Annotated in this window: 19 protein-coding genes and 1 other annotated feature; of the genes, 4 read left to right on the forward strand and 15 right to left on the reverse strand. The window is 38.1% G+C overall.

The features are described from left to right. Window positions 1-78: 78 nt before the first annotated feature. The 3 genes from mnmA to cymR are packed head-to-tail and all read right to left on the reverse strand — an operon-like array spanning window position 79 to window position 2,808. Window positions 79-1,194 (reverse strand): tRNA 2-thiouridine(34) synthase MnmA, encoded by a 1,116-nt coding sequence (mnmA, locus tag LOK41_RS01470; RefSeq protein ID WP_241814860.1) that lies wholly within the window; start codon window positions 1,192-1,194, stop codon window positions 79-81. Window positions 1,195-1,210: 16 nt separating this feature from the next. After that, a complete protein-coding gene (locus tag LOK41_RS01475; protein ID WP_241814861.1) occupies window positions 1,211-2,356 on the reverse strand; it encodes a cysteine desulfurase family protein in 1,146 nt (381 codons plus the stop codon). A 35-nt stretch (window positions 2,357-2,391) separates the two neighbouring features. Beyond that, window positions 2,392-2,808, reverse strand: coding sequence for a cysteine metabolism transcriptional regulator CymR (gene cymR / locus LOK41_RS01480; protein ID WP_000704116.1), 417 nt, complete (start codon window positions 2,806-2,808; stop codon window positions 2,392-2,394). Between the two features lie 301 nt (window positions 2,809-3,109). Between cymR and LOK41_RS01485 the strand changes: the two genes are divergently transcribed. Together LOK41_RS01485 and LOK41_RS01490 are read left to right on the forward strand one after the other, a co-directional pair. Beyond that, on the forward strand, window positions 3,110-4,396 hold the full coding sequence (locus LOK41_RS01485; protein ID WP_241814862.1) for a replication-associated recombination protein A: 1,287 nt from the start codon (window positions 3,110-3,112) through the stop codon (window positions 4,394-4,396). Between the two features lie 37 nt (window positions 4,397-4,433). Further along, the gene (locus LOK41_RS01490; protein ID WP_241814863.1) at window positions 4,434-5,078 is read left to right on the forward strand and encodes an RsfA family transcriptional regulator; all 645 of its coding nucleotides are present in this window, start codon (window positions 4,434-4,436) and stop codon (window positions 5,076-5,078) included. 346 nt (window positions 5,079-5,424) lie between these two features. On the opposite strand, the gene LOK41_RS01495 is transcribed toward LOK41_RS01490, so the two are convergent. Together LOK41_RS01495 and LOK41_RS01500 are read right to left on the reverse strand one after the other, a co-directional pair. Then, entirely contained in the window at window positions 5,425-5,679 is a 255-nt protein-coding gene (locus tag LOK41_RS01495) for a hypothetical protein (protein ID WP_241814864.1), read from the reverse strand. A gap of 132 nt (window positions 5,680-5,811) precedes the next feature. Then, complete coding sequence (locus tag LOK41_RS01500; protein ID WP_241814865.1) at window positions 5,812-6,579, reverse strand: tRNA threonylcarbamoyladenosine dehydratase; 768 nt, start codon at window positions 6,577-6,579, stop codon at window positions 5,812-5,814. 232 nt (window positions 6,580-6,811) lie between these two features. On the opposite strand from LOK41_RS01500, the gene LOK41_RS01505 reads away from it, so the two are divergent. After that, window positions 6,812-8,305: a peptide MFS transporter gene (locus LOK41_RS01505; protein ID WP_241814866.1), complete on the forward strand. Its 1,494-nt coding sequence runs from the start codon at window positions 6,812-6,814 to the stop codon at window positions 8,303-8,305. A gap of 147 nt (window positions 8,306-8,452) precedes the next feature. On the opposite strand, the gene aspS is transcribed toward LOK41_RS01505, so the two are convergent. The 10 genes from aspS to LOK41_RS01555 form a co-directional block, all read right to left on the reverse strand. Next, entirely contained in the window at window positions 8,453-10,228 is a 1,776-nt protein-coding gene (gene aspS / locus LOK41_RS01510) for an aspartate--tRNA ligase (protein ID WP_241814867.1), read from the reverse strand. Window positions 10,229-10,240: 12 nt separating this feature from the next. Further along, a complete protein-coding gene (hisS, locus tag LOK41_RS01515; RefSeq protein ID WP_241814868.1) occupies window positions 10,241-11,512 on the reverse strand; it encodes a histidine--tRNA ligase in 1,272 nt (423 codons plus the stop codon). Between the two features lie 69 nt (window positions 11,513-11,581). Then, window positions 11,582-11,814, reverse strand: a binding site (T-box leader). 54 nt (window positions 11,815-11,868) lie between these two features. Next, a complete protein-coding gene (locus LOK41_RS01520) occupies window positions 11,869-12,045 on the reverse strand; it encodes a hypothetical protein (RefSeq protein WP_001242606.1) in 177 nt (58 codons plus the stop codon). 410 nt (window positions 12,046-12,455) lie between these two features. Next, a complete protein-coding gene (locus tag LOK41_RS01525; protein ID WP_241814869.1) occupies window positions 12,456-12,896 on the reverse strand; it encodes a D-tyrosyl-tRNA(Tyr) deacylase in 441 nt (146 codons plus the stop codon). A gap of 17 nt (window positions 12,897-12,913) precedes the next feature. Beyond that, window positions 12,914-15,097, reverse strand: a complete 2,184-nt coding sequence (relA, locus tag LOK41_RS01530) for a GTP diphosphokinase (protein ID WP_174098888.1) — start codon at window positions 15,095-15,097, stop codon at window positions 12,914-12,916. A gap of 211 nt (window positions 15,098-15,308) precedes the next feature. Further along, entirely contained in the window at window positions 15,309-15,821 is a 513-nt protein-coding gene (locus LOK41_RS01535; protein WP_033672699.1) for an adenine phosphoribosyltransferase, read from the reverse strand. 46 nt (window positions 15,822-15,867) lie between these two features. Then, entirely contained in the window at window positions 15,868-18,207 is a 2,340-nt protein-coding gene (recJ, locus tag LOK41_RS01540) for a single-stranded-DNA-specific exonuclease RecJ (protein WP_241814870.1), read from the reverse strand. Window positions 18,208-18,326: 119 nt separating this feature from the next. After that, window positions 18,327-19,220: a cation diffusion facilitator family transporter gene (locus tag LOK41_RS01545; RefSeq protein ID WP_241814871.1), complete on the reverse strand. Its 894-nt coding sequence runs from the start codon at window positions 19,218-19,220 to the stop codon at window positions 18,327-18,329. A 294-nt stretch (window positions 19,221-19,514) separates the two neighbouring features. Further along, on the reverse strand, window positions 19,515-21,779 hold the full coding sequence (secDF, locus tag LOK41_RS01550; RefSeq protein WP_241814872.1) for a protein translocase subunit SecDF: 2,265 nt from the start codon (window positions 21,777-21,779) through the stop codon (window positions 19,515-19,517). 354 nt (window positions 21,780-22,133) lie between these two features. Beyond that, on the reverse strand, window positions 22,134-22,418 hold the full coding sequence (locus tag LOK41_RS01555; RefSeq protein WP_174098883.1) for a post-transcriptional regulator: 285 nt from the start codon (window positions 22,416-22,418) through the stop codon (window positions 22,134-22,136). Between the two features lie 219 nt (window positions 22,419-22,637). Here LOK41_RS01555 and spoVB point away from each other — a divergent pair, with 219 nt between their 5' ends. After that, window positions 22,638-24,197 (forward strand): stage V sporulation protein B, encoded by a 1,560-nt coding sequence (gene spoVB / locus LOK41_RS01560; RefSeq protein ID WP_241814873.1) that lies wholly within the window; start codon window positions 22,638-22,640, stop codon window positions 24,195-24,197. The last annotated feature ends 4 nt before the right edge of the window (window positions 24,198-24,201 follow it).

The raw sequence follows: 24,201 nt of genomic DNA on the forward strand, positions 1-24,201 counted from the left end.
GAATCTATTTTCCGAGCGAACAAAAATTCGCTCTTTAAGAAAGAAACCTCTGACCGCTAATCGGCAGAGGCTTCTTTTTTATCCTAAATAATCTAATTTCTTACCACTACGATATACTTCATCAATTGTAGCACCGCCCAGACATTCATCCCCATCATAGAAAACAACCGCTTGTCCTGGCGTAATCGCACGAATTGGTTCATCGCAAAGAATACGAATCGTATTATCATTAACGATTTGAACCGTTACCTTGTTATCCTCTTGACGATAACGGAATTTTGCAGTGCACTTAAATTCCTTTTCTTTCGCTCTGTTGCTTACCCATCCTACATTAGTAGCAATGACTTCATCACCGTATAGAAGTTCATTATGGAAACCTTGATCAACGTATAAGATGTTCTCTTTTAAATTTTTCCCAACAGCGAACCATGGATCACCATTACCACCAATACCAAGGCCATGACGTTGTCCAATTGTATAGTACATTAAACCGTCATGTTTTCCTTTCACTTCACCAGATAATGTTTGCATCACACCCGGCTGAGCTGGTAAGTAGTTACTTAAGAAATCTTTAAAGTTACGTTCACCGATAAAGCAAATACCGGTGCTATCTTTTTTCGTTGCTGTTGCTAAACCAGCCTCTTTCGCCATTTCACGAATTTGCGGTTTCTTTAATTCGCCTAATGGGAACATCGTTTTTGAGAGTTGCTCTTGGCTTAATTGATTTAAGAAGTATGTTTGATCTTTATTATCATCAACGCCGCGAAGCATTTTATATTCGCCATCGATATAAGCAACACGCGCATAATGACCTGTCGCGACATAATCCGCACCAAGCGCGATTGCATGCTCTAAAAAGGCTTTAAATTTAATTTCTTTGTTGCACATTACATCTGGGTTTGGCGTACGACCAGCTCGGTACTCATCTAAAAAGTACGTAAACACTTTATCCCAATATTGTTTTTCAAAGTTTACTGCATAATATGGGATACCGATTTGGTTACATACTTCGATTACATCATTATAATCTTCCGTTGCTGTACAGACACCATTTTCGTCTGTATCATCCCAGTTTTTCATAAAAATCCCGATTACATCATAACCTTGCTCTTTTAATAAAAGAGCTGCTACAGATGAATCGACGCCACCGGACATTCCGATGACAACGCGCGTTTCGTGAGGTAGTTTGTTCATCTTGTCACCTCCCATGCTAGTTTTGTGTTAATCGCTTCACGATTTTCACTGTTTCGTACGCTGCTTTTTCCACTTGCTCTTTCGTATTACCAAGACCAAAGCTAAAACGTACGGATGAACGTATTTGATCAGAATCTTTTCCAAACATCGCTACTAACACATGTGATGGGTCAATAGAGCCAGCTGTACATGCAGAACCACTCGATACTGCAATGCCCGCTAAGTCTAGATTTACAAGAAACGGCTCAATATCCATTCCTGTAAAACTTACGTTAAACACATGTGGCAAGCGATATTCTAAGTTTCCGTTTACCTCGAAAGTAATGTCTTCTTTTTGAAAGACAGATACCATTATATCCTTAAATTCTTCATATTGGGCATTTTTTTGCTCACGTGTTTCTTCAGCGAGAAAAACAGCATGCTGTAATCCAACGATACTAGGCACATTCTCAGTGCCTGCACGGCGTTTTCGCTCTTGCTCTCCGCCCGTTAATAACGGTTCGAATTTCACCCCTGTGCTAACATATAGAAACCCTACACCTTTTGGACCATTAACTTTATGAGCTGAGATTGATAATAAATCAATGCCCAAAGTCTTCACATCAATCGCTGTTAAACCATATGCTTGTACAGCGTCTGTATGGAAATAAGCTTGATGTTCTTTTAACAATGCTCCAATTTCTGCAATCGGTTGAACCGTTCCAACTTCATTATTCCCAAACATAACAGATACAAGAATCGTTTCACCCGTTAACGCCTCTTTCACATCAGAAACTCGAACACGGCCCGTTTCATCAACAGGTAAATATGTCACTTCGAAGCCTTCTCGCTCTAGTACTTCACATGTATGCAAAATAGCATGATGTTCAATTTGCGTTGTAATAATGTGATTTCCTTTATTACGGTTTGCACGTGCCACACCTAAAAGCGCTAAATTATCAGCCTCCGTACCACCGCTTGTAAAAATAATTTCATTTGGATTTGCATTGATGCTGCGTGCACAAACGCGTCTTGCTTCATCTACCGCATGGCGCGTTTGGCGTCCATAAAAATGAACACTAGACGGATTACCAAATATTTCTGTCATATATGGAATCATCTTTTCGACTACTTCTGGGTGAGCCGGAGATGTCGCAGCATGATCTAAGTAAATGCGTTCCATCAGATCTCCTTCTTTCCAAATCGTTTCACAAGGATTTAAATGTAAAACATATAACCCCCATGATTTTCTTCCTCATAGCGTACTAAATCTTCTAAAGTTGTACTATCTAATACTTCTTGTACTGCATCACGAACACGCATCCATAATTGGCGCTGTGCTGGCTCTTCCTCTTCTATCATTTCAACAACGCTAATCGGACCTTCTAGCACGCGAATTACATCCCCTGCTGTAATGTTAGCTGGCTGATCAGATAATACATAACCACCATATGCCCCACGCGTACTTTTTACAAGACGAGCGTTACGAAGTGGAGAGATCAATTGCTCTAAGTAATGTTCAGATAGGTCATGCGCCTGCGCAATTGATTTTAAAGAAATCGGACCCTCACCAAACTTTTTCGCAAGATCAATCATAATTGTTAAGCCGTAACGGCCTTTCGTTGAAATTTTCATCTATTTCGCACCTCTTTTCAAAATTTCACTTCTATTAGTTAAATCTTTATTCGTAAGAAAAACACAATGTAAAAATCAAAATCCTATGAAATTATAGCATAATATAGTATTATAAGAAATTTCAACTTATGTATCAAAATGATAACATAAAATCACATTGAAAAACTCGGAAATTATTACAATTGATAGAAAAATGAAAATATTCACTCAGATTACTTATATTATATAGCATCACATTTCAATTTTTCACCCAAAAGATGTTACCATGGAATGAGATTATATATTAAGGGAGACGGTGACAATGAAACAACCACTCGCACACCGAATGCGTCCAACAAATATTAAAGAAATTATTGGACAAGAGCATTTAGTTAGTGAAGGGAAAATTTTATGGCGAATGGTTCAGGCAAACCATTTCCAATCGATGATTTTATACGGCCCACCCGGAACTGGAAAAACATCAATTGCTAGTGCAATCGCTGGTAGTACAGGGACGCCTTTTCGCCTATTAAATGCTGTTACGCATAATAAAAAAGATATGGAAGTTGTCGTACAAGAAGCAAAGATGCACCGCCACCTTGTGTTAATTTTAGATGAAGTGCATCGCTTAGATAAAGCAAAACAAGACTTTCTCTTACCCCATTTAGAAAGCGGGCTCCTAACCTTAATTGGCGCAACAACGAGTAACCCTTTCCATGCGATTAACTCTGCTATTCGCAGTCGTTGCCAAATCTTCGAGTTACACGCACTAACAGAAGATGACCTTTTAATCGGCTTAAAACGAGCGCTCAACGACAAAGAAAGGGGCCTTAGGGAATATAATGTAACGGTTACAGATGAAGCGCTTCGCCACTTTGCAAACGCCTCTGGTGGAGACATGCGCTCTGCCTATAACGCACTTGAACTTGCTGTATTATCTAGCTTTACAACAGATGATCAAAAAGTAGAAATCACATTAGACATTGCAGAAGAGTGTTTGCAGAAAAAAAGTTTCGTTCACGATAAAGGCGGAGATGCTCATTATGACGTTCTATCTGCCTTCCAGAAATCTGTACGAGGTAGCGACGTGAATGCTGCCCTTCATTATTTAGCGCGCCTTATTGAAGCTGGCGACTTACAAAGTATCGGGAGAAGGCTTCTCATTATGGCATATGAGGATATCGGACTTGCTAGTCCACAAGCTGGACCACGTACGCTTGCTGCGATTGAAGCAGCAGAACGCGTCGGGTTTCCAGAAGCTCGCATCCCGCTTGCAAATGCAGTAATTGAGCTTTGTCTCTCTCCAAAATCAAACTCAGCCTACAAGGCGCTTGATGCTGCACTTCATGACTTACGAAACGGACAAACAGGTGATGTCCCAAGTCATTTGAAAGATAGTCACTATAAAGGCGCTGAATCACTAGGCAGAGGTATCGGATACTTATATCCACATGATTATCCAAATGGATGGATTGAGCAACAATACTTACCTGATAAAATTAAAAACAGACAATATTATAAACCGAAAACAACCGGGAAGTTTGAACAAGCACTTTCAGGTGTGTATGAAAGATTACAAAGTTCGCATAAAAGCAAACCAAAAGGGTAATCTAAGCGAAAACGACATGATAATGGAGGTTTCGCTTATGAAAACGCGCCAAGATGCATGGACAGGAGAAGACGATCTCCTTTTAGCAGAAACCGTCTTACGGCATATTCGCAGTGGCAGCACACAACTAAAAGCATTCGATGAAGTCGGAGATAAATTAAACCGCACTTCTGCCGCTTGTGGATTTCGCTGGAATGCTGAAGTTAGACAAAATTATGAGGATACTGTACAACTTGCTAAGAAGCAAAGAAAAGAGTTAAAACGCTCTGAAGCAAATACGGAAAAAGAACAACTATTAAAACCAAAACAAAAAGTCATAATCGATGCTGAATTTTCCGAAGAACTTGTTTCTAATAAACCTTCTCTTACAATGCAGGATGTAATCTCATTCTTGCAAAACTTAGGCCACAGTAATCCTAGGTTAGAAAAGATACAAATTGAAAATGAAGACTTGCATAAAAAGCTTGCCTCCTTACAACAAACAAACGAGAAACTAGAGGATAAACTAGCTACTTTAACGAAAAAACAACAAGCAATCGAAGAAGATTATGCAATGCTTGTTCGAATTATGGACCGCGCGCGAAAACTTGTGCTAGTAGATGAACAAGAAGATCAAATTGCTCCTATTTTTAAAACCGATCAAAACGGGAATTTAGACATTATATATTCAGCTGAAAATTGAAATACTCTCCACCTTATATACATGGTGGGGAGTATTTTTTGTGCATTCAAAACAAAATAAGGAGAAATATAACTTTCATGTTATTATATACCTAACGAAACACGTTATTGAAAGGGGATGTTATCTATTTCATTAACAATTTTCAAAATTACACTCGGGATTCTTGTTTTGATTTTAGGTTTTTGTACTATTAAAGGCTTAAAAAAACTTCCTCATACAAATCGGACAAATATGATAATTATTTATTATTTTTAGTCGCCTTTGAATCTATTGCATTACCGATGTGGGTATTTCTTTTTTGAAACTTAAAAGATCCTACTTTTTAAAGCAGAATCTCTTTTTCATTTCAAAATGAATTCATATACATGAAAGATAGCTCTTTCACTTCTAAATTATGCCTATCAGCCGTCTCTTTCGCAACTTCCATCGCTTCTTCTTTCGTTTTCAAATGTTCCGCAATTACTTGACATACTTGGCAATACGCTTTTTCATTTCCAGCCAATTTATGAGTAATTCCATTTTTACAACTAAATTTTACAAGCCATCCTTTTGAATTTTCCCATACTCCTACAAATGCTACCGCTGGATGTAATTGTTCCATGCTTTCTCCCCCTAGCTAAATGTGAGTATTTACAATTATATTATACATAAAAATACCAATATACAGATAAATAAATACACCGGAAACAAAAGAGGGTGTATCCCTCTAATAAGGGATACACCTTTTTATCTGTTATTCTTGTCCTACACGCTTTACTTCTACATTCTTTATACGTTCACGCACAACGTGACTTGCCATAATTAGACCGACAACAGATGGTACGAATGCATTTGAAGAAGGTGGTAACTTCGCTTTACGAATTTTTGCGTTTTCATCTGGAACGATTTCTTTACGAACCTCTTCACGAATTACGATTGGGTTTTCATCAGAGAATACCACTTTCACACCTTTTTTAATTCCTTCTTTACGAAGTTTCGTACGAATCACTTTCGCAATTGGATCTGTGTGTGTTTTTGAAATATCCGCAATACGGAAACGAGTTGGATCCATTTTGTTTGCTGCACCCATACTTGAGATAATTTTAATTTTACGTCGTAAGCATTGTTTAATTAAATGAATTTTGAACGTAATTGTATCAGATGCATCGACTACGAAATCTAAACCATGCTTAAAGAACTCTTCGTATGTTTCATCTGTATAGAACATTTCTAGTCCAATTACTTCACAGTCTGGATTAATATCAGCAATACGCTCTTTCATTAACTCTACCTTTGAACGCCCTACAGTAGAAAGTAATGCGTGAATTTGACGATTAACGTTTGTAATATCAACAACGTCCTTATCAACTAATACAAGGCGTCCTACACCAGAACGCGCTAATGCTTCCGCTGCAAATGAGCCTACGCCGCCAATTCCTAAAATACCAACTGTACTATTTTTTAATATTTCAAGACCTTCTTTTCCAAAGGCTAATTCATTACGTGAAAATTGATGTAACATTCAGTTCTACACTCCTATTACAAAAAATGGTCTACCATGATGTATTCTAGCGTTTTTCCGACTATTTGTATAGAAAAAGTTATAGAATTCCTAAAAATGCATATTCAAAAAACATAATAAAGGAATCGGAATCGTTCTATGACTAGATGAAGTAAACTTAAAAATTTGTTTTAAAATCAAAACTCTTAAGTTATACTGAAATAATATCTAAATATATTAAGGAGATAACATTATGGATAGGAAAGAAAAAAACGAAATTATTGAGAGTATTCCACAAAAAGGTTTTTTTGGACATCCTAAAGGTTTATTTACTTTATTCTTCACGGAATTTTGGGAAAGATTTTCTTATTATGGAATGAGGGCCATATTACTTTACTATATGTATTATTCTATTGCACAAGGCGGATTAGGGATTGATCAAGCTACTACCACCTCAATTATGGCGATTTATGGATCCCTATTATATATGTCCAGTATTATTGGTGGTTGGGTCTCTGATCGCCTACTTGGTTCAAGTAGGACTGTTTTTTGGGGCGGCATTTTAATTATGGTTGGTCACCTTATTCTATCGCTGCCAGGTAGTATTACTACTTTATTTATATCAATGGTCTTTTTAATATTTGGAACAGGATTATTAAAACCAAATATCTCTAGTATTGTTGGAAATTTATATAGTGAATCTGACACACGTCGAGACTCCGGGTTTAGCATTTTCTATATGGGCATTAATCTAGGTGCTCTTGTAGCCCCTCTTGTCGTTGGTACATTAGGTCAACAATATAATTTCCATCTCGGTTTTGGAATTGCGGCAGTTGGTATGATAATAGGCTTATTACTATTTGTGTTTACGAAAAAGAAGACTCTTGGTTTAGCTGGTACACAAATACCAAACCCTTTAACAAGTATGGAACGAAAGAAAACACTTAAACATTTTAGCATAAGCATACTTGTTATCGTCTTCTTATGTGCTGTTACAATACCCACTGGGTTATTAACTATTAATCGTTTTACTTTTTTAATAGGTATCTTAGGAATTATTATTCCTACTTGCTACTTCATTTATATGTATCGTAGTCCAAAAACTACAAAGGTTGAACGCTCTCGCCTTCTTGCTTATATACCGTTATTTATTGCAGCTACAATGTTTTGGGCTATACAAGAGCAAGGTGCAATTATTTTAGCTACCTATGCTGATCAACGGACCCAGTTACAATTTGCTGGATTCAAAATACAATCTGCATGGTTTCAATCATTAAGTCCTATATTTATAGTAATACTGGCACCATTATTTGCATGGGTTTGGGTAAAACTTAATACACGCCAACCTTCTACTACAAAAAAGTTTGCTATCGGATTACTTTTTGCTGGATTATCATTCTTGATTATGATTATTCCTGCTTATATTAACGGTACAGATTCTCTAGTAAGTCCTATCTGGTTAGTTCTTAGCTTTTTATTAGTAGTAATTGGGGAAGTTTGTTTATCACCTGCCGGATTATCAATAACAACAAAATTAGCTCCAGCTGCATTTTCAGCACAAACAATAAGTTTGTGGTTTTTATCTACTGCATCCGCACAAGCTATAAATGCACAGGTTGTAAAATTATACAATCCTGCAACAGAAATTATTTACTTTGGAGTTATTGGCGCTATATCTATCGTATTAAGCATAACATTATTTATGTTATCAACAAAAATTCAAAGCTTCATGAAAGGGCTCCACTAATATCCAATTGATTAAAACGAAAAGCTGGTATTGCACCAGCTTTTTTTATTTTTACCTTTGTAAACTTACTATATACCATGAAATTTAAAACAATGCCCTAAAAAAAGAATCCTAGATAGGTTTAGTCTAACCATCTAGGATCCATTCTTACTTCTCTTTTTTTACGTTTAATTGCAAGTACAGCTCTTCAAGCTGCGCTCCAGCAACTGGGCTTGGCGCAGCTGTTAATAAGCAGCTTGCACTCGCTGTTTTCGGGAATGCAATTGTATCGCGAAGGTTCGTGCGACCCGCAAGTAACATAACAAGACGGTCTAAACCTAATGCAATTCCGCCATGTGGTGGTGTACCATATTCGAATGCTTCTAATAAGAATCCAAATTGCTCTTGTGCTTCTTCTTGTGAGAATCCAAGTGCTTTAAACATTTTTTCTTGTACATCACGCTCATAAATACGAAGTGAGCCACCGCCAAGCTCATAACCATTTAATACAAGGTCATATGCTTGCGCACGCGCTTTTTCTGGTGCTGTTTCTAATAACTCAACATCTTCATGGAATGGCATTGTGAATGGATGATGCGCTGCGAAGTAACGGTCAGCATCTTCATCGTACTCAAGAAGTGGCCAATCTGTTACCCATAGGAAGTTAAATTTACTTTCATCAATTAACTCCAGTTCTTTCCCTAAGCGTAAACGAAGTGCCCCTAAGCTATCTGCAACAACGCTCTTCTTATCAGCAACGAATAGTAATAAGTCGCCAGAAGCCGCTTCTAATGTGCTCATTAGTACGTTTGCATCTTCTTCACCGAAGAATTTCGCAATCGGGCCTTTTAAGCCATCTTCTTCAACTTTTAACCAAGCTAAACCCTTTGCTCCGTATACTTTTACGAATTCAGTTAATGCATCGATATCTTTACGAGAATATTTGCCTGCCGCACCTTTTGCATTAATTGCTTTTACTTGCCCACCGTTTTCTACAGCACTTGTGAACACTTTAAAACCACAACCCGCTGCGAATTCAGATAGGTCAGTAAGCTCCATTGCAAAGCGCGTATCTGGCTTATCAGAACCATAGCGAGCCATCGCATCAGCATACTTCATACGCGGGAATGGCGCATGAACTTCTACACCTTTTGCATCTTTCATCACTTTCGTCATCATGCGTTCCATCATCTCTAGAATTTCATCTTGTGTTAAGAATGATGCCTCGATGTCAATTTGTGTAAATTCCGGTTGACGATCCGCACGTAAATCTTCATCACGGAAACAACGCGCTACTTGGTAATAACGCTCAAATCCACCGACCATAAGAAGCTGTTTAAATAGCTGCGGGGATTGAGGTAATGCATAAAATTCACCTTCATGCACACGACTTGGCACTAAGTAGTCACGCGCGCCTTCTGGTGTACTCTTTGTTAAAATCGGTGTTTCAACTTCTAAGAACTCTTCTGAATCTAAGAAGTTACGAATTGTTTTTGTTACATCGTGACGCATTTTAAATGTGTTATACATAACCGGACGACGTAAATCCAAGTAACGATATTTTAAACGAACATCTTCTGATGCATCTGTATCATCTGTGATAATAATCGGCGTTGTTTTTGCTGCATTTAGTACATTTACTTTTGTAGCTTGTACTTCAATGCGCCCTGTTGCCATATTGTCATTAATCGCACCAGCGCCACGCTCAACAACTGTACCTTCTACGTGTAATACGTATTCGCTACGAATTGTTTCTGCTACTTCTAGTGCTTCTTTAGATGTTTCTGGGTTAAATACAACTTGCACGATACCTGTGCGGTCACGTAAGTCGATGAAAATTAATCCACCTAAGTCACGGCGTTTTTGTACCCAACCTTTTAATTGAACTGTTTGTCCAACTGCTTCTACTGTTACCTTTCCACATGCATGTGTTCTTTCAGCCACTATGAGTTCCCCCTATATTAATTTCTCTGCTACATATGAAGCAAATACATCTAATGCTACTTCTTCTTGCTCACCTGTTGCCATACATTTCAAGTTAATGATACCTTTATCTAACTCATCTTCACCTAATACAGCTACATATTTTGCATTTAGACGATCCGCTGATTTAAATTGCGCTTTCATTTTGCGATCTAAATAATCTTTTTCAACTGATAATCCAGCTTTACGAAGATTAAACGCAACTTTTGCAGCATAATCTTTTGCTTTGTCTCCAAGTGCTACAATATAGCAATCAATGTTATTTTCAATTGGCAACTCAATGTTTTCAGCTTTTAGCGCCATAATTAAACGCTCGATACTCATCGCAAAACCGATACCAGGCATTTCTGGACCACCGATTTCTTGTACAAGTCCGTTATAGCGACCTCCACCACTTAATGTTGTAATTGCACCGAAACCATCTGCTTCACTCATAATCTCAAAGACAGTGTGCTGATAGTAATCTAAACCACGTACTAGATTTGGATCTTTTTCAAATGGAACGCCCACCATTGTTAATAATTCTTGTACTTTTTCATAGTACACTGTTGATTCTTCGTTTAAGTATTCTGTAATAGATGGCGCTGTGCTCATTAATTCATGATCACGATCCTTCTTACAGTCTAAAATACGAAGTGGATTTTTCTCTAAACGAGATTGGCAATCAGAACAGAACTCACCGATGCGAGGCTCAAAGTGAGCGATTAACGCCTCACGATGTGCTTGACGGCTCGCTGCATCACCTAAACTATTTAGAACAACTTTAATATTTTTCAAGCCCATGCCGCGGTAAAACTCTACAGCAAGTGCAATTACTTCTGCATCAATTGCCGGATCATTACTACCGATTGCTTCGATACCGAATTGTACGAATTGACGATAGCGACCTGCTTGCGGTCTTTCGTAACGGAACATTTGACCGATATAATATAATTTCGTCGGCTGTGTTGCATCACCATACATTTTGTTTTCAACGTAAGAACGTACAACAGGTGCAGTCCCTTCTGGACGAAGTGTTAAGCTACGCTCTCCACGATCTTGGAATGAGTACATTTCTTTTTGCACGATATCTGTTGTATCACCAACACCGCGTAAAAATAATTCCGTATGCTCAAAAATTGGTGTACGAATTTCTTTATAGTTGTAACGACGGCAAATTTCGCGTGCTTGTCCTTCGATATACTGCCATAACTCAACACTACCTGGAAGAATATCTTGTGTTCCGCGTGGGATTTGAATAGACATATTCAGTTCCTCCTCAAATTGTTTTAATCTTATTAAAAATAAAAAAACTCCCGCCTCTACTGATTACACAGTAGGGACGAGAGTATAATACCCGTGGTGCCACCCTAATTGAAGCACATTATGCTTCCACTTTTTTAATAACGCTTAAATTTGCGTCCAACCTCTACTAAGCATACAAGCTGTTCAAGTTGAAACCTACAGAGTGTCATTCGATCAGTCATCGTATAGAAATGTTTTCAGCCTAGGACATTTCTTCTCTTTTCACGTGTCTCTCATCTACTCTTCTCTATCATCGGTTCTCTTCATATGTAAATATAAAATTACTATACGTTTCTTCCTAACAGTTGTCAAGTCTCTTAGGAGCGTTCAATCTGCCTCTTCAATCGCTTGACATCTTGTAAAGAAATACCAAATTCAGAAGCGAGCTCCATAGAAGTATTGTTTTGCTCTTTGTCGATAAATTCATGGAAATTCACATTAAATAATTGGTTCGCTCCGTTCGTCACAGAGTGCCCTTTTTCGTTCATGCGCATACGTGTATCCCTCACAATCAATATGGATGTTTTTACTTCTATTGTTCCATATTAATAGCGTGATTATACACAGAGGTAAAAGCAGAACACTATTGTTCCCATACATGCATCAAAACACGGTTAACAATAATTACCACCACAAATACGCTCGCTAACGTAACATACCGTGAATGACCCCTCCCTACCACTGGACTATGTCCTGCACGTGCTTGAGGAAGGGGACTTCTGTCGGAGTACCGTTAAATTGTATAGCGCGACAACACCTTATTCAGATTCCCCTTCTCCCATAGGAGCACACGATTTTAATATTTCCCACTATTTCCAGATGATATCATTATACGTTTTTGTTACAAAAAATCCCTTTTTTAACAAATAAAAAAGAGAGGATTGTATATCTCCTCTCTTCACCCTTACTTACTTTCCAAAATTAAGGTCACCGGACCATCATTAATTAAAGAAACATCCATCATTGCCCCAAATTTTCCTGTTTCTACGTGAAGTCCTTGTTTGCGAAGTTCTTCATTAAAGAAATCATACAAGCGCTCTGCGTAGTCTGGTTTCGCAGCATCCATAAAGTTTGGGCGTCTTCCTTTACGGCAATCTCCGTACAGTGTAAATTGTGAAATGGATAGAACTTGTCCTTCTTTATCAAGTACCGAATGGTTCATCTTCCCGTTCTCATCTTCAAAAATACGTAAATTCGCAACCTTCTCAGCAATATACGTTGCATCCTTCTCTGTATCTTCATGTGTAATGCCAACTAACAATGTTAAACCGAACGGGATTTGTCCCACAATCTCACCATCTACTGTAACAGACGCTGCTTTGGATCGTTGCAAGACAACTCTCATATTTTATACACTCCCTATTAATGCATCATGCGGCGTACTGCATAGATTTCTGGTACTCTCTTAATACGCTCTACTACCTTTTTCAAATGATGTAAATTACGAATAGAAATAGACATATTGATCGTCGCCATTTTATTACGATCACTTCTACCTGATACAGCTGAAATGTACGTTTTCGTCTCTGTAACAGCTTGCAGAACTTCATTTAATAAACCACGGCGATCATATCCAGAGATTTCAATATCAACATTGTATTCAATTTCTTTCTCTGGGCTACCTTCCCATTCTACTTCTAGTAAACGTTCTTGTGCTTCTTCCGTATGCACATTGACGCAATCACGACGGTGAATCGACACACCGCGTCCTTTCGTAATATATCCAACAATATCGTCTCCCGGAACTGGGTTACAGCATTTCGATAAGCGTATTAATAAATTATCAGCTCCACTTACCTTTACACCAGAATCCCATTTCCGAATTTTCATCGGTTTACGAACTTCTTTCACTTCAACAATTTCTTGTTCTTCTTCCCGTTTACGGAACTTGTCTGTTAGACGCGTTACAATTTGTGCCGCCGTAATGCCGTTATATCCAACTGCTGCAAACATATCCTCTTCATTCGCAAAGTTATATTTCTCAGCTACTCGTTTTAAATTGTCAGGTGCTAATACTTCTTTCATTTCATACTCTAAACCTCGTACTTCTTTCTCTACAAGCTCGCGACCTTTTTCAATATTCTCATCTCGGCGCTGCTTTTTGAAAAATTGACGAATTTTATTTTTCGCATGAGACGTTTGAGCAAGTTTTACCCAGTCCTGACTTGGTCCATACGAATGTTTAGACGTTAAAATTTCAATGATATCACCTGTTTTCAACTTATAATCAAGTGTTACCATTTTACCGTTTACTTTTGCACCAATTGTTTTATTCCCGATTTCTGAATGGACACGGTAAGCAAAATCAATTGGAACTGATCCTAGGGGTAATTCCATGACATCGCCTTTTGGTGTAAAGACGAATACCATATCAGAGAACAGATCAATTTTTAATGACTCCATAAACTCTTCCGCATTAGAAGCTTCATTTTGCCATTCTAATATTTGACGGAACCATGTTAGTTTCTTCTCAAGGGTCCCTGTTGCTTCTGCAGCTTTCCCCTCTTTATACGCCCAGTGCGCGGCAATCCCGTACTCTGCAATTTCATGCATTTCTTTCGTACGAATTTGCACTTCAAGCGGGTCACCTTTCGGCCCGATCACGGTTGTATGAAGAGATTGGTATAGATTTGCTTTCGGCATAGCAATATAATCTTTAAAACGACCTGGCATCGGTTTCCAACATGTATGGATAATACCAAGCACCGCATAACAATCTTTAATACTATTCACAACAACGCGCACAGCTAATAAATCATAAATTTCATTAAATTGTTTATTTTGAAGTGCCATTTTACGATAAATACTATAAATATGTTTTGGGCGTCCTGAAATATCTGGTTGAATCGCTACTTCTTTCAGTTTGTCACGAATACCCGTCATGACTTCATCCAAATATTCTTCACGCTCTGCGCGTTTCCGCTTCATTAAGTTAACAATGCGATAGTATTGCTGCGGATTTAAATAGCGAAGCGCTGTATCCTCTAGCTCCCATTTAATAGTATTAATTCCGAGTCTATGAGCTAAAGGTGCAAAGATTTCTAACGTTTCATTTGCAATACGACGCTGCTTTTCTTGTGGCAAATGCTTCAGCGTACGCATGTTGTGAAGACGGTCAGCTAATTTGATTAAAATAACACGAATATCTTGGGCCATTGCGATAAACATTTTGCGATGGTTCTCCGCTTGCTGTTGTTCATGCGATTTGTATTTAATTTTCCCAAGCTTTGTAACCCCATCAACAAGCATTGCAATTTCTTTATTAAATTCCCGTTCAATATCCTCTAATGTAACTTCGGTATCTTCTACTACATCATGTAAAAAACCTGCTGACACTGTAGATGGATCCATGTGTAAATCAACTAAAATACCTGCAACTTGAATCGGATGAATAATATATGGTTCACCCGATTTTCTATACTGTTCACTATGTGCGTCACGCGCATATTCATAGGCACGCGCCACTAGTTCAATATCATCATCTGCTAAATATTGCCGTGCTTTCTCGAGTACCTGTTCAGCTGTTAGTACTTGCTCATTTGCCATCGAATCACCTTTTATTGAAAATTGACTTTTCCCTTATCATTAGAATAAATTTTATTCTATCATTATAACCTAATGATTGTGAATTGTGAAAAGGAAAAGATTTTACAGATATTTCACCATACTTTTTTGTACAATTATACAAAAGTACCCGCTCCTCTCCAAGAGATTCACGGGTACTTTTTCTATCGCCGTAGTTTTACCTATATAATAATTAGTATTTTTCTAACACTAATACATCATAACCGTCTAACATTTTACGGCCATCTAAGTAAGTAAGCTCTACTAAGAATGCAATCCCTGCTACAACTCCGCCAAGTTCTTCAACTAGCTTAATTGTCGCTTCAATTGTTCCACCTGTAGCTAATAAGTCATCTGTAATTAATACACGTTGACCTGGTTTAATCGCATCTTTATGGATTGTTAAAACGTCTTTCCCATACTCTTTACCATAGTCAACTGTAATTACTTCACGAGGTAATTTCCCTAATTTACGAACTGGTGCAAACCCTACCTCTAGCGCGTAAGAAACTGGGCAACCGATAATAAAACCACGTGCTTCTGGGCCTACTACAAGATCAATGTCTCTTTTTTTCGCATAAGCAACGATTTCATCTGTTGCTGCTTTGTATGCTTTCCCATCGTTCATTAAAGGTGTGATGTCTTTAAACACGATACCTTCTTTCGGATAATCCGGTACAATTGCGATATGTTGCTTGAAATCCATATTTCTGAATCCTCCTCAGATATAAAGGTCTGTAAATACAAGGCCTTTACCCTAACTGTTCTACTTCTTTATGATTACGAATCGCTTCAAACCATGTATATAGTTGTTGATATGTGCTATAAACCAACTCTTTTTCTAATTGAAGGTGGTTCATTTTCTCACGATATGTGTTCGATTCAATTAAATCACGCTTTTTCATTTCTTCTGCCATAAAAATGACACCGTCTTTTATTGTAACAAATTCTAACTCAAAAAACACCTGTGTCATGAAATTTACTGTATCTTTTGACCAACCTTTATGACGACATAGTTGTTCCCCATGCTGTCTTAAAGAAAATGGTGCTTTTTGGTGTAAAAAGGAATAGTACCATTTAAAATGTTCTCTTGTTGGAATCGTACTAAATAAATGATTATTCTCTTGATAAAACAGCGTATACATTCGCGCTGGGAAGCCTACCTTAAATAAACCACGTAATTCGTCTGTTGCCTTTGGTAAATCTAGCAAAACAATGTAACGATCATCTAGCTCAGTCACCTCTGAAGCATGCATAAGCTGTTCTTTATATTCTTCTAAAGAAAATTTATTTAATACCTCTTCAGAAAAATACACCATTGTTACTTTTTCTTTCGGAAGTTCTGCTAAATTTGATTCCACATTACGCATGCTACGCCAATCAAATAATTGCCATGCCTCTACTGCAATATCTTGAATCATTAGTTGCGGTTTCTTAAAATTGTTCCACTCATTAATTGAAGCTTCCCCAACAACTGAAACAGTGGCAACTGGAGAGATTTCCTTCGCGTAACTACCAAAACCAAAACCAATTGTATCTAGCGTTGCTTGTCCATCACGAAGTGCCATCTTTAAATGAGAACCATCTGATCCAATCGCACGAATACTTTCTAACTCGGCATCCTTAATTGCGATACGCGGCTTCGGATTTCCAACGCCAAATGGCGCAAGCTTCTGCATTCCCTCAATTGCCGAGAGCGTCACATCCTCCACTTTACAAAAAGCATCAACTGCTGTAATCGGTGTAAAGTCTTCAGGTGTTAAGATCGCTTCTGCCTGCTCATTTAAACGGCAGCGCAGTTCCTCCACATCATTCATATGAAGCGTCATTCCCGCTGCCATTGGATGACCACCAAAGTGTGGTAACAATTCTCTACAATCTGATAAGTTTGCAAACAAATCAAATCCTGCAATACTACGAGCAGATCCTTTTGCTGTTTGCTTTTCGGGATCAATACATAACACGATTGTTGGACGATAAAAGCGCTCTACTAGCTTAGAAGCAACAATCCCTATTACACCTGGATTCCATCCTTCTTTCGCAAGCACTAGTACTTTATTGTCCTCTGGCGGATAATTGTTTTCTACCTCTGCAATCGCCTCTTCTGTAATTTGCTTTACTATATCTTTACGTAGCTTATTCATTTCATCGATTTCTTCAGCAAGCTCTTTCGCTTCTTCAGGATCCTCTGATAAAAGCAAGTGAACTGCTGGTGCCGCATCTTCTAAACGACCAATTGCATTAATACGCGGTGCGATTGAGAAGCCAATGCTTTCTTCTGTAATCTCGCTTTGTGAAACATTTGCTACTTTAAATAATGCTTTTAAACCAATATTTTTCGTCATTCGCATTTGTTTCAGTCCACGCTGTACGAGCAATCTATTTTCACCATGAAGCGACACTAAATCAGCTACCGTACCAATTACTGCAATTTCTAATAAGTGCTCCGGTACACGTCCAAGTAATGCATGCGCTACTTTAAACGCAACACCAACGCCTGCTAAATAATGAAACGGATAAACGCCGCCTTCTAGCTTTGGATGAATAATCGCAAGTGCTTCTGGCAGTTCTGGTGGTGGCTCATGGTGATCTGTAATAATGAGATCTATACCAAGGTCTTTTGCAACCTTAGCTTCATGAACTGCTGCAATACCTGTATCAACAGTAATGATAAGAGAAAATCCTGCACGGTGTGCCCAGCGGAACGCCTCTTCATTTGGCCCATATCCTTCCGTAAATCTGTTTGGAATATAGAACTCAACATCCGCCCCTAGTTCTTGAAGAGCAAGATATAACACTGTTGTACTACTTACACCATCGGCATCGTAGTCACCAAAAATTAAAATTTGTTCTCCATTTTGAATGGCTTGTTTTACACGCTCTACTGTACGGTCCATTCCTTCAAGTAAAAATGGGTCGTGAAATTCTTGTCTTTCTGTATTTAAAAAGTCCACAATCTTATCTTCTGTATCTAAACCTCTACCGAGGAATAACGAAGTAACAAGCGGTGATAATTGCAATTTACTTGCCAACTCACTTACCTGCTCTTCATTAAATGACTTTTCTTTCCAACGCGTCTTCGGTTGTAACACGAAATCACCCCTTAACCTGTCCATTATACAAGACAGATTAAGGGGTGACAATATGATACAAGTTCTATTAACTAAGATTAAATATCTCTATAAATAGATGTTTATTTACTCGTTTCATCTCAATCAGGAGAGTACGGATTAATATGAACAAATACATTCTGTACGTTATCTTGTTTCATCAATACCTCTTTTACATGCTTCCCAATGCGATGCCCCTCTTCCACTGTGATATATGGATCAACAGACACTTTAATATCAACAATAACGTAATGACCATGTTCTCTCGCATATAGGGAACCGATTTTTTTCACACCTTCTACTCCAAGAACTGCTTCTCTCAACGGAATAACATCTTCCTCATGGAGGACATGATCAAGCGTTGTATGGATTGCTTCTTTCCCAATACTCCATGCCATCTTTACAACAAGTAGAGAAACAAATAACCCCGCAACAGGATCGGCATATACAAGCCAATCTACGCCTAATTTATCCCCTATAATAGCTGCACAAATCCCGATTAAAGCTGCAATTGAAGAAAACACATCTGAACGGTGCTCATATGCATTTGCAATAATTGCATCACTGTGTACCCGTTTCCCTAATCGATACTTATACCGAAACATCGCTTCTTTTACCACGATAGAAAGGATAACCGCAAAAATTGTAATTTCCTTCGGTGGTTCCAGGTCCTGCGAAAAGGCCTTTATAGAAGAAATCGCAATTTCAATCCCAACAATAAATAATAACACTGCAACAATAATTGCTGAAATTGATTCCGCTTTTCCGTGCCCATAAGGATGATCTTCATCGGGCGGTTGCTTCGCTGCACGTAATCCAAAAAAGACAGCTAACGAACCGACTACATCTGACGCTGAATGAACTGCGTCCGCTAAAAGCGCCTTACTATTTCCAATATAGCCGATTACCGCTTTCACAATCGCTAGGACAATATTTCCAACGATTCCAACAATAGCACCAAATTCCGCCTGTTTAAAACGTTCATCTTTTTCCATAAATAAAATCCCTTCTTTTCTCAAACTCCCTTGTTATTCCGCATTAACTATGCAGCTAACACTCCCACTTTAAACTTTAGCAAAAGGCGCTAAAGAAAGTATCACTTTACCCCGGTCTAAGGGACAGTACCTTGTTTGCCTATTCAAGAAGTTTCACTGTCCCTTAGACCCCGATTGGTTCCACTAACCTTTAGCAAAAAAGCGCTAAAGGAAGTGTCACTTTAGTGTATCCGCAAACGAAAAAAGAGATGCCTCCAAAAGGGGCATCATCTTTTTATATGTTTTTTCTCATTTTTATACTTGTGGTTCAGATACTTCAGTTTCTACTTTCTTCTTACCTCTTCCTTTTTTCAATCGGCGATTTTCAAGCATTAGCCAAATTTGAGAAGCAACAAAGATAGAAGAATACGTACCTACAACTAATCCAACCATTAATGCAAGTGAGAAGTTTCGCAGTGATTCACTACCAAAGATAAGGAGTGCAATAACTGGGAACAACACCGTTAGAACTGTATTAATAGAACGACCAATTGTTTGACGAATACTTGAGTTTACGATTTCTTCTAAATCCTTCACGTCGCGAATTCGTTTTTTCTGCTTGTATAGCTCACGGTTTCTATCAAACGTAACAATCGAGTCGTTAATGGAATAACCAATGATTGTTAATACCGCTGCGATAAACGTTAAATCTACTTCCAATTGGAAGATACTAAACACCACAATCATAACGAACGCATCATGCAATAATGCGATTACCGCAGATAATGCGTATGTGAAGCGGAAACGAATACTCACATATAAAATAATAACCGCCGATGCAATCATAACTGCGATAAATGCATTTCGTGCAATCTCTTTCCCGATTGTCGGCGAAACTGTACTTACATTCGGATCTGTACCATATTTATCGTGGAAGAATGTTTTCGCTTTTGCAATTTCATCTTTCGATAAAACACCGATTGTACGAACTGCAAAACCTTTATTGTCATCTCCAGTTGGTACAATGTCCTCTTTTTTCACATCAATTTTCAATTCATGTAAATCTTTTTGAACTTGATCTACACTAATCGCTTGTTTTGACTGTAGGTCCATACGTGTACCACTTGCAAAGTCAATTCCAAGGTTCATTTTGAAAATTGGTAGTATAATTGCTCCAGCAATAACAACTACAATTGAGAATAAGAAGAACTTGTGACCAATATTTACAAAGTTAATACGGTCAAATCTCGTTGGTGCATGTTCTACACCTTTTGACAATGGAATAATTTCCTTCTCTTTCACACCAAAGTAAGATAATTTCTTATCGAAGTAACGGCTTTTCACAAGTAATCCAAGTAGGAAACGCGTACCGAATACGTTTGTAATAAAGCCGACTAAAATACTCACAATTAAACTTGTCGCAAACCCTTTTACAGAGCTTGTACCGTAAACGAATAACACACCAGCCGCTGCTATTGTTGTAATGTTTGCATCTAAAATTGTCGCTAACGAACGATGATTACCCGCGCGATATGCTGACATCATCGATTTACCAATTCGTAATTCTTCCTTCAGTCGCTCATATGTAATGATATTCGCGTCAACCGCAATACCAACTCCGAGCACCAGTGCCGCAATACCTGGTAACGTAAGGACTGCATGCATCCAGTTAAAGACAAGCAATGTTACGAAAATATATAAACCTAACATGATAACCGCTACAAGTCCTGGCAAGCGGTAGAATACAAGCATAAATAAGAAGATTATAGCAACCCCGATTATACTAGCAAAAATCGTTTGCTGTAATGCTTGTTCACCGAATTTCGCACCAACAGATGTTGAATACATTTCTTTTAAATCAACAGGAAGTGCACCAGCGTTTAATAAGTCTGAAAGTTGCTTCGCACTTTCAACCGTAAAGTTTCCACCAACGATGGATACTTCTTTTTGATTAAATACTTGATTTACTGTTGCTGCTGATAAAAATTTCGGATTTGGTTTTGCTGCTTCTGCTTTATAAGAATCTTTACCTTCTTCAAAATCAAGCCAAATCACCATTAAGTTTGTTGGTGGTGGCATTTTAGATACTTTTTCAGTCACTTCGCGGAATTTATCAGCACTTTTCAATGTAAGCCCAACGCTTGGTCGACCTTGATCATCAAATGTTTGCTTCGCTCCTCCGCCCTTTAAATCCGTTCCATCCATGAGAAGATTATCATCTACATCACGGAATGTTAATTTTGCTTGAGTAGATAAGATTTCACGTGCCTTTTGCTGATCTTTGACACCCGCAAGCTGTACACGAATACGATCTTTTCCTTCGATTTGAATATTTGGCTCACTTACACCGAGAACATTCACACGATTTTCAAGAGCACCTACTGTACTTACAAGTGCTTCTCGATCAATTTTATCACCCTTTTTCGCTGGCTTTACTTCATACAAGATCTCAAAGCCACCGCGAAGGTCTAGTCCAAGACTAATTCCTTTTGTTATGTTTTTTCCTGTCGCACCAATGATTCCACCGATTAATAATACGATGAGAAAAAAGGCGACAATTCTAGTACTACGCTTTACCATATGTACCTTCTTTCTGCTACTAAAATCATAAACAAATCATATCATTCATTTACGCTAGACAATTCCTGTAACAATCATTTTTGTTTATTCACAGGTATTTCTCTACACTTATGTGTTTGTCTAATTAGTAGGCTTCCTTTCTGTGAATTTTCAACTTTTCTACTAGTGCTACTAGCCATATAGGTAAACCTTCAGTTCCACGCCATAGACGTACAACAAAACCCTATATCTTACTACGAATTGTTATGTTTTCTGCTTTCTACCTCCTTTACTTAGAATCTCTGACATATACATTCCTCTTTATCAATACCTATCATTATACTGCAAAAGGAAGAACAAACCAATTACAGCCGGTTATTTATTTTCATATTCTTCAAATGACCCAAGTGGTTCTTGATACGCTTCTACCGTTAAATATGTCATATACTCATTTGTTGTTAATGTTAGCACATCATTCACAAGTTCATATAATCTAACGTCACTATCTACCTTTTTCCACTTTTTACTTTTTAAACATTTCCATATATCCTCAGTCGTCACTCGGTCGTAGCCGATCATTTGAAATTCTTCTACTTTACTTTCTAAAACGACTTGCAACTGTCCGCGGTAAGCTTCTACCAAATCTTCTTTCTCAATCATACATCACATCTCCTTTTTATTTCAGCACGAAAAGTCGCTTTTCATCCCGCTCTAACGGACAGCAATAACCGCCTTTAAGAGTTCCATTTCTCGAGTACCTTCCTAGTAGAAGTTTTACTTTATGTGTTCATCCTCTTAAATGCTTGTCATTCTTGTCTCATACGTGCATATAAATTATTGTAAATCATTCCATTGATTTTGAGAAGGTAGGAGAAGACCATGACAAGACAAAGCTTTTTACGAGGCGCATTTATTTTAATGCTAGCTGGTTTTATTACAAAAATTCTTGGGTTTATAAATCGGATTGTAATGGCACGTATTTTAGGAGAAGAAGGCGTCGGTCTTTATATGATGGCTGTCCCTACTTTCATTTTAGCAATTACCTTAACACAAATCGGACTTCCTGTTGCCATTGCAAAATTCGTAGCAGAGGCGGAAGCCGTAAATGATAAACAAAAAGTAAAAAGAATATTAACAGTATCATTAGCTGTTACATCCGTTATTAGTATTATCTTAACAATTGCAATCATGCTTCTAACCCCTATTTTAGCTGAAACTTTATTAACAGATAAAAGAACGTACTATCCGCTAATGGCCATTTTACCTGTCGTTCCTGTTATTGCGGTTTCATCTGTTTTGCGTGGCTACTTCCAAGGAAAACAAAATATGAAGCCAAGCGCATATGCACAAGTGTTAGAACAAGTTGTCCGTATTACCATTATTGCCGTATGTATTCGTCTATTTTTACCTTACGGTGTTGAATACGCTGCTGCAGGCGCAATGCTATCAGCTGTTCTTGGAGAAGTTGCTTCTTTATTATTCTTACTCACTTTATTCCAGCGCGAAAAACATCTTTCCATCCGAACCGGTTTTCTAAGTACTGTCAAAGAAAGTAAACAAACTTTTCATTCACTTATGGAAATTGCACTTCCAACTACAGGGAGTCGCTTAATTGGATCGATCTCTTATTTTTTCGAACCAATTATCGTTATGCAAAGCTTAGCGATAGCTGGTGTTGCTGCTTCAGTTGCTACGAAGCAATATGGCATATTAAATGGCTATGCGTTCCCTCTTTTATCACTACCGGCCTTTATTACATACGCTCTTTCTACAGCACTGGTACCATCGATTAGTGAAGCAATGGCAAAAAAACAACATCGATTAGTAGAACATCGTCTGCAACAAGCTCTTCGAATTTCTTTAATTACCGGAGGCTGGTCGGTCGTTATTCTTTATGTATTTGCTTCACCTGTTTTAACTCTCATGTACGGTTCAGATAGCGCAACTGCATTCATTCAATTACTTGCACCTTGCTTTTTATTTCACTATTTTCAAAGTCCTCTCACATCTGTTTTGCAAGCTTTAAACTTAGCACGCGCCGCGATGATGAATACTTTTATCGGAGCCATTGTAAAACTGCTCGTTATTTTCTTACTCGCTTCGCGCCCAGAATTCCAAATGATGGGGGTCGCAATTGCAATCGCTGCTAACATTGTGACTGTGACATTCCTTCACTACGCAACTGTCTTAAAAAAAATTACATTTACAATTTATATAAGAGATTATATTTTCGGAGGGGTTGCGATTGTCATTGCAGGCGCTTTCGGTTTCTACCTCCACAGATACATTATTTTTTCACATTCACTTGGCGTACAAACATTATGGGAAATCACATTAACCACCATCCTTTATACACTGCTTCTTCTCATTTTCAAACTCATTCACAAAGACGAATTACGGCGTCTCCCGATTATCAGGAAGCTATCGTTTTTGAAATAACCAT

This window comes from Bacillus sp. TL12 (assembly GCF_022625245.1).
Taxonomy (GTDB): domain Bacteria; phylum Bacillota; class Bacilli; order Bacillales; family Bacillaceae_G; genus Bacillus_A.

Excerpts from the sequence above, each read along its gene's own strand:
- mnmA (WP_241814860.1), bottom strand. The coding sequence starts at position 1,194 with ATGAACAAACTACCTCACGAAACGCGCGTTGTCATCGGAATGTCCGGT.
- LOK41_RS01475 (WP_241814861.1), bottom strand. The coding sequence starts at position 2,356 with ATGGAACGCATTTACTTAGATCATGCTGCGACATCTCCGGCTCACCCA.
- cymR (WP_000704116.1), bottom strand. The coding sequence starts at position 2,808 with ATGAAAATTTCAACGAAAGGCCGTTACGGCTTAACAATTATGATTGAT.
- LOK41_RS01485 (WP_241814862.1), top strand. The coding sequence starts at position 3,110 with ATGAAACAACCACTCGCACACCGAATGCGTCCAACAAATATTAAAGAA.
- LOK41_RS01490 (WP_241814863.1), top strand. The coding sequence starts at position 4,434 with ATGAAAACGCGCCAAGATGCATGGACAGGAGAAGACGATCTCCTTTTA.
- LOK41_RS01495 (WP_241814864.1), bottom strand. The coding sequence starts at position 5,679 with ATGGAACAATTACATCCAGCGGTAGCATTTGTAGGAGTATGGGAAAAT.
- LOK41_RS01500 (WP_241814865.1), bottom strand. The coding sequence starts at position 6,579 with ATGTTACATCAATTTTCACGTAATGAATTAGCCTTTGGAAAAGAAGGT.
- LOK41_RS01505 (WP_241814866.1), top strand. The coding sequence starts at position 6,812 with ATGGATAGGAAAGAAAAAAACGAAATTATTGAGAGTATTCCACAAAAA.
- hisS (WP_241814868.1), bottom strand. The coding sequence starts at position 11,512 with ATGTCTATTCAAATCCCACGCGGAACACAAGATATTCTTCCAGGTAGT.
- LOK41_RS01520 (WP_001242606.1), bottom strand. The coding sequence starts at position 12,045 with ATGCGCATGAACGAAAAAGGGCACTCTGTGACGAACGGAGCGAACCAA.
- LOK41_RS01525 (WP_241814869.1), bottom strand. The coding sequence starts at position 12,896 with ATGAGAGTTGTCTTGCAACGATCCAAAGCAGCGTCTGTTACAGTAGAT.
- relA (WP_174098888.1), bottom strand. The coding sequence starts at position 15,097 with ATGGCAAATGAGCAAGTACTAACAGCTGAACAGGTACTCGAGAAAGCA.
- LOK41_RS01535 (WP_033672699.1), bottom strand. The coding sequence starts at position 15,821 with ATGGATTTCAAGCAACATATCGCAATTGTACCGGATTATCCGAAAGAA.
- LOK41_RS01545 (WP_241814871.1), bottom strand. The coding sequence starts at position 19,220 with ATGGAAAAAGATGAACGTTTTAAACAGGCGGAATTTGGTGCTATTGTT.
- secDF (WP_241814872.1), bottom strand. The coding sequence starts at position 21,779 with ATGGTAAAGCGTAGTACTAGAATTGTCGCCTTTTTTCTCATCGTATTA.
- LOK41_RS01555 (WP_174098883.1), bottom strand. The coding sequence starts at position 22,418 with ATGATTGAGAAAGAAGATTTGGTAGAAGCTTACCGCGGACAGTTGCAA.
- spoVB (WP_241814873.1), top strand. The coding sequence starts at position 22,638 with ATGACAAGACAAAGCTTTTTACGAGGCGCATTTATTTTAATGCTAGCT.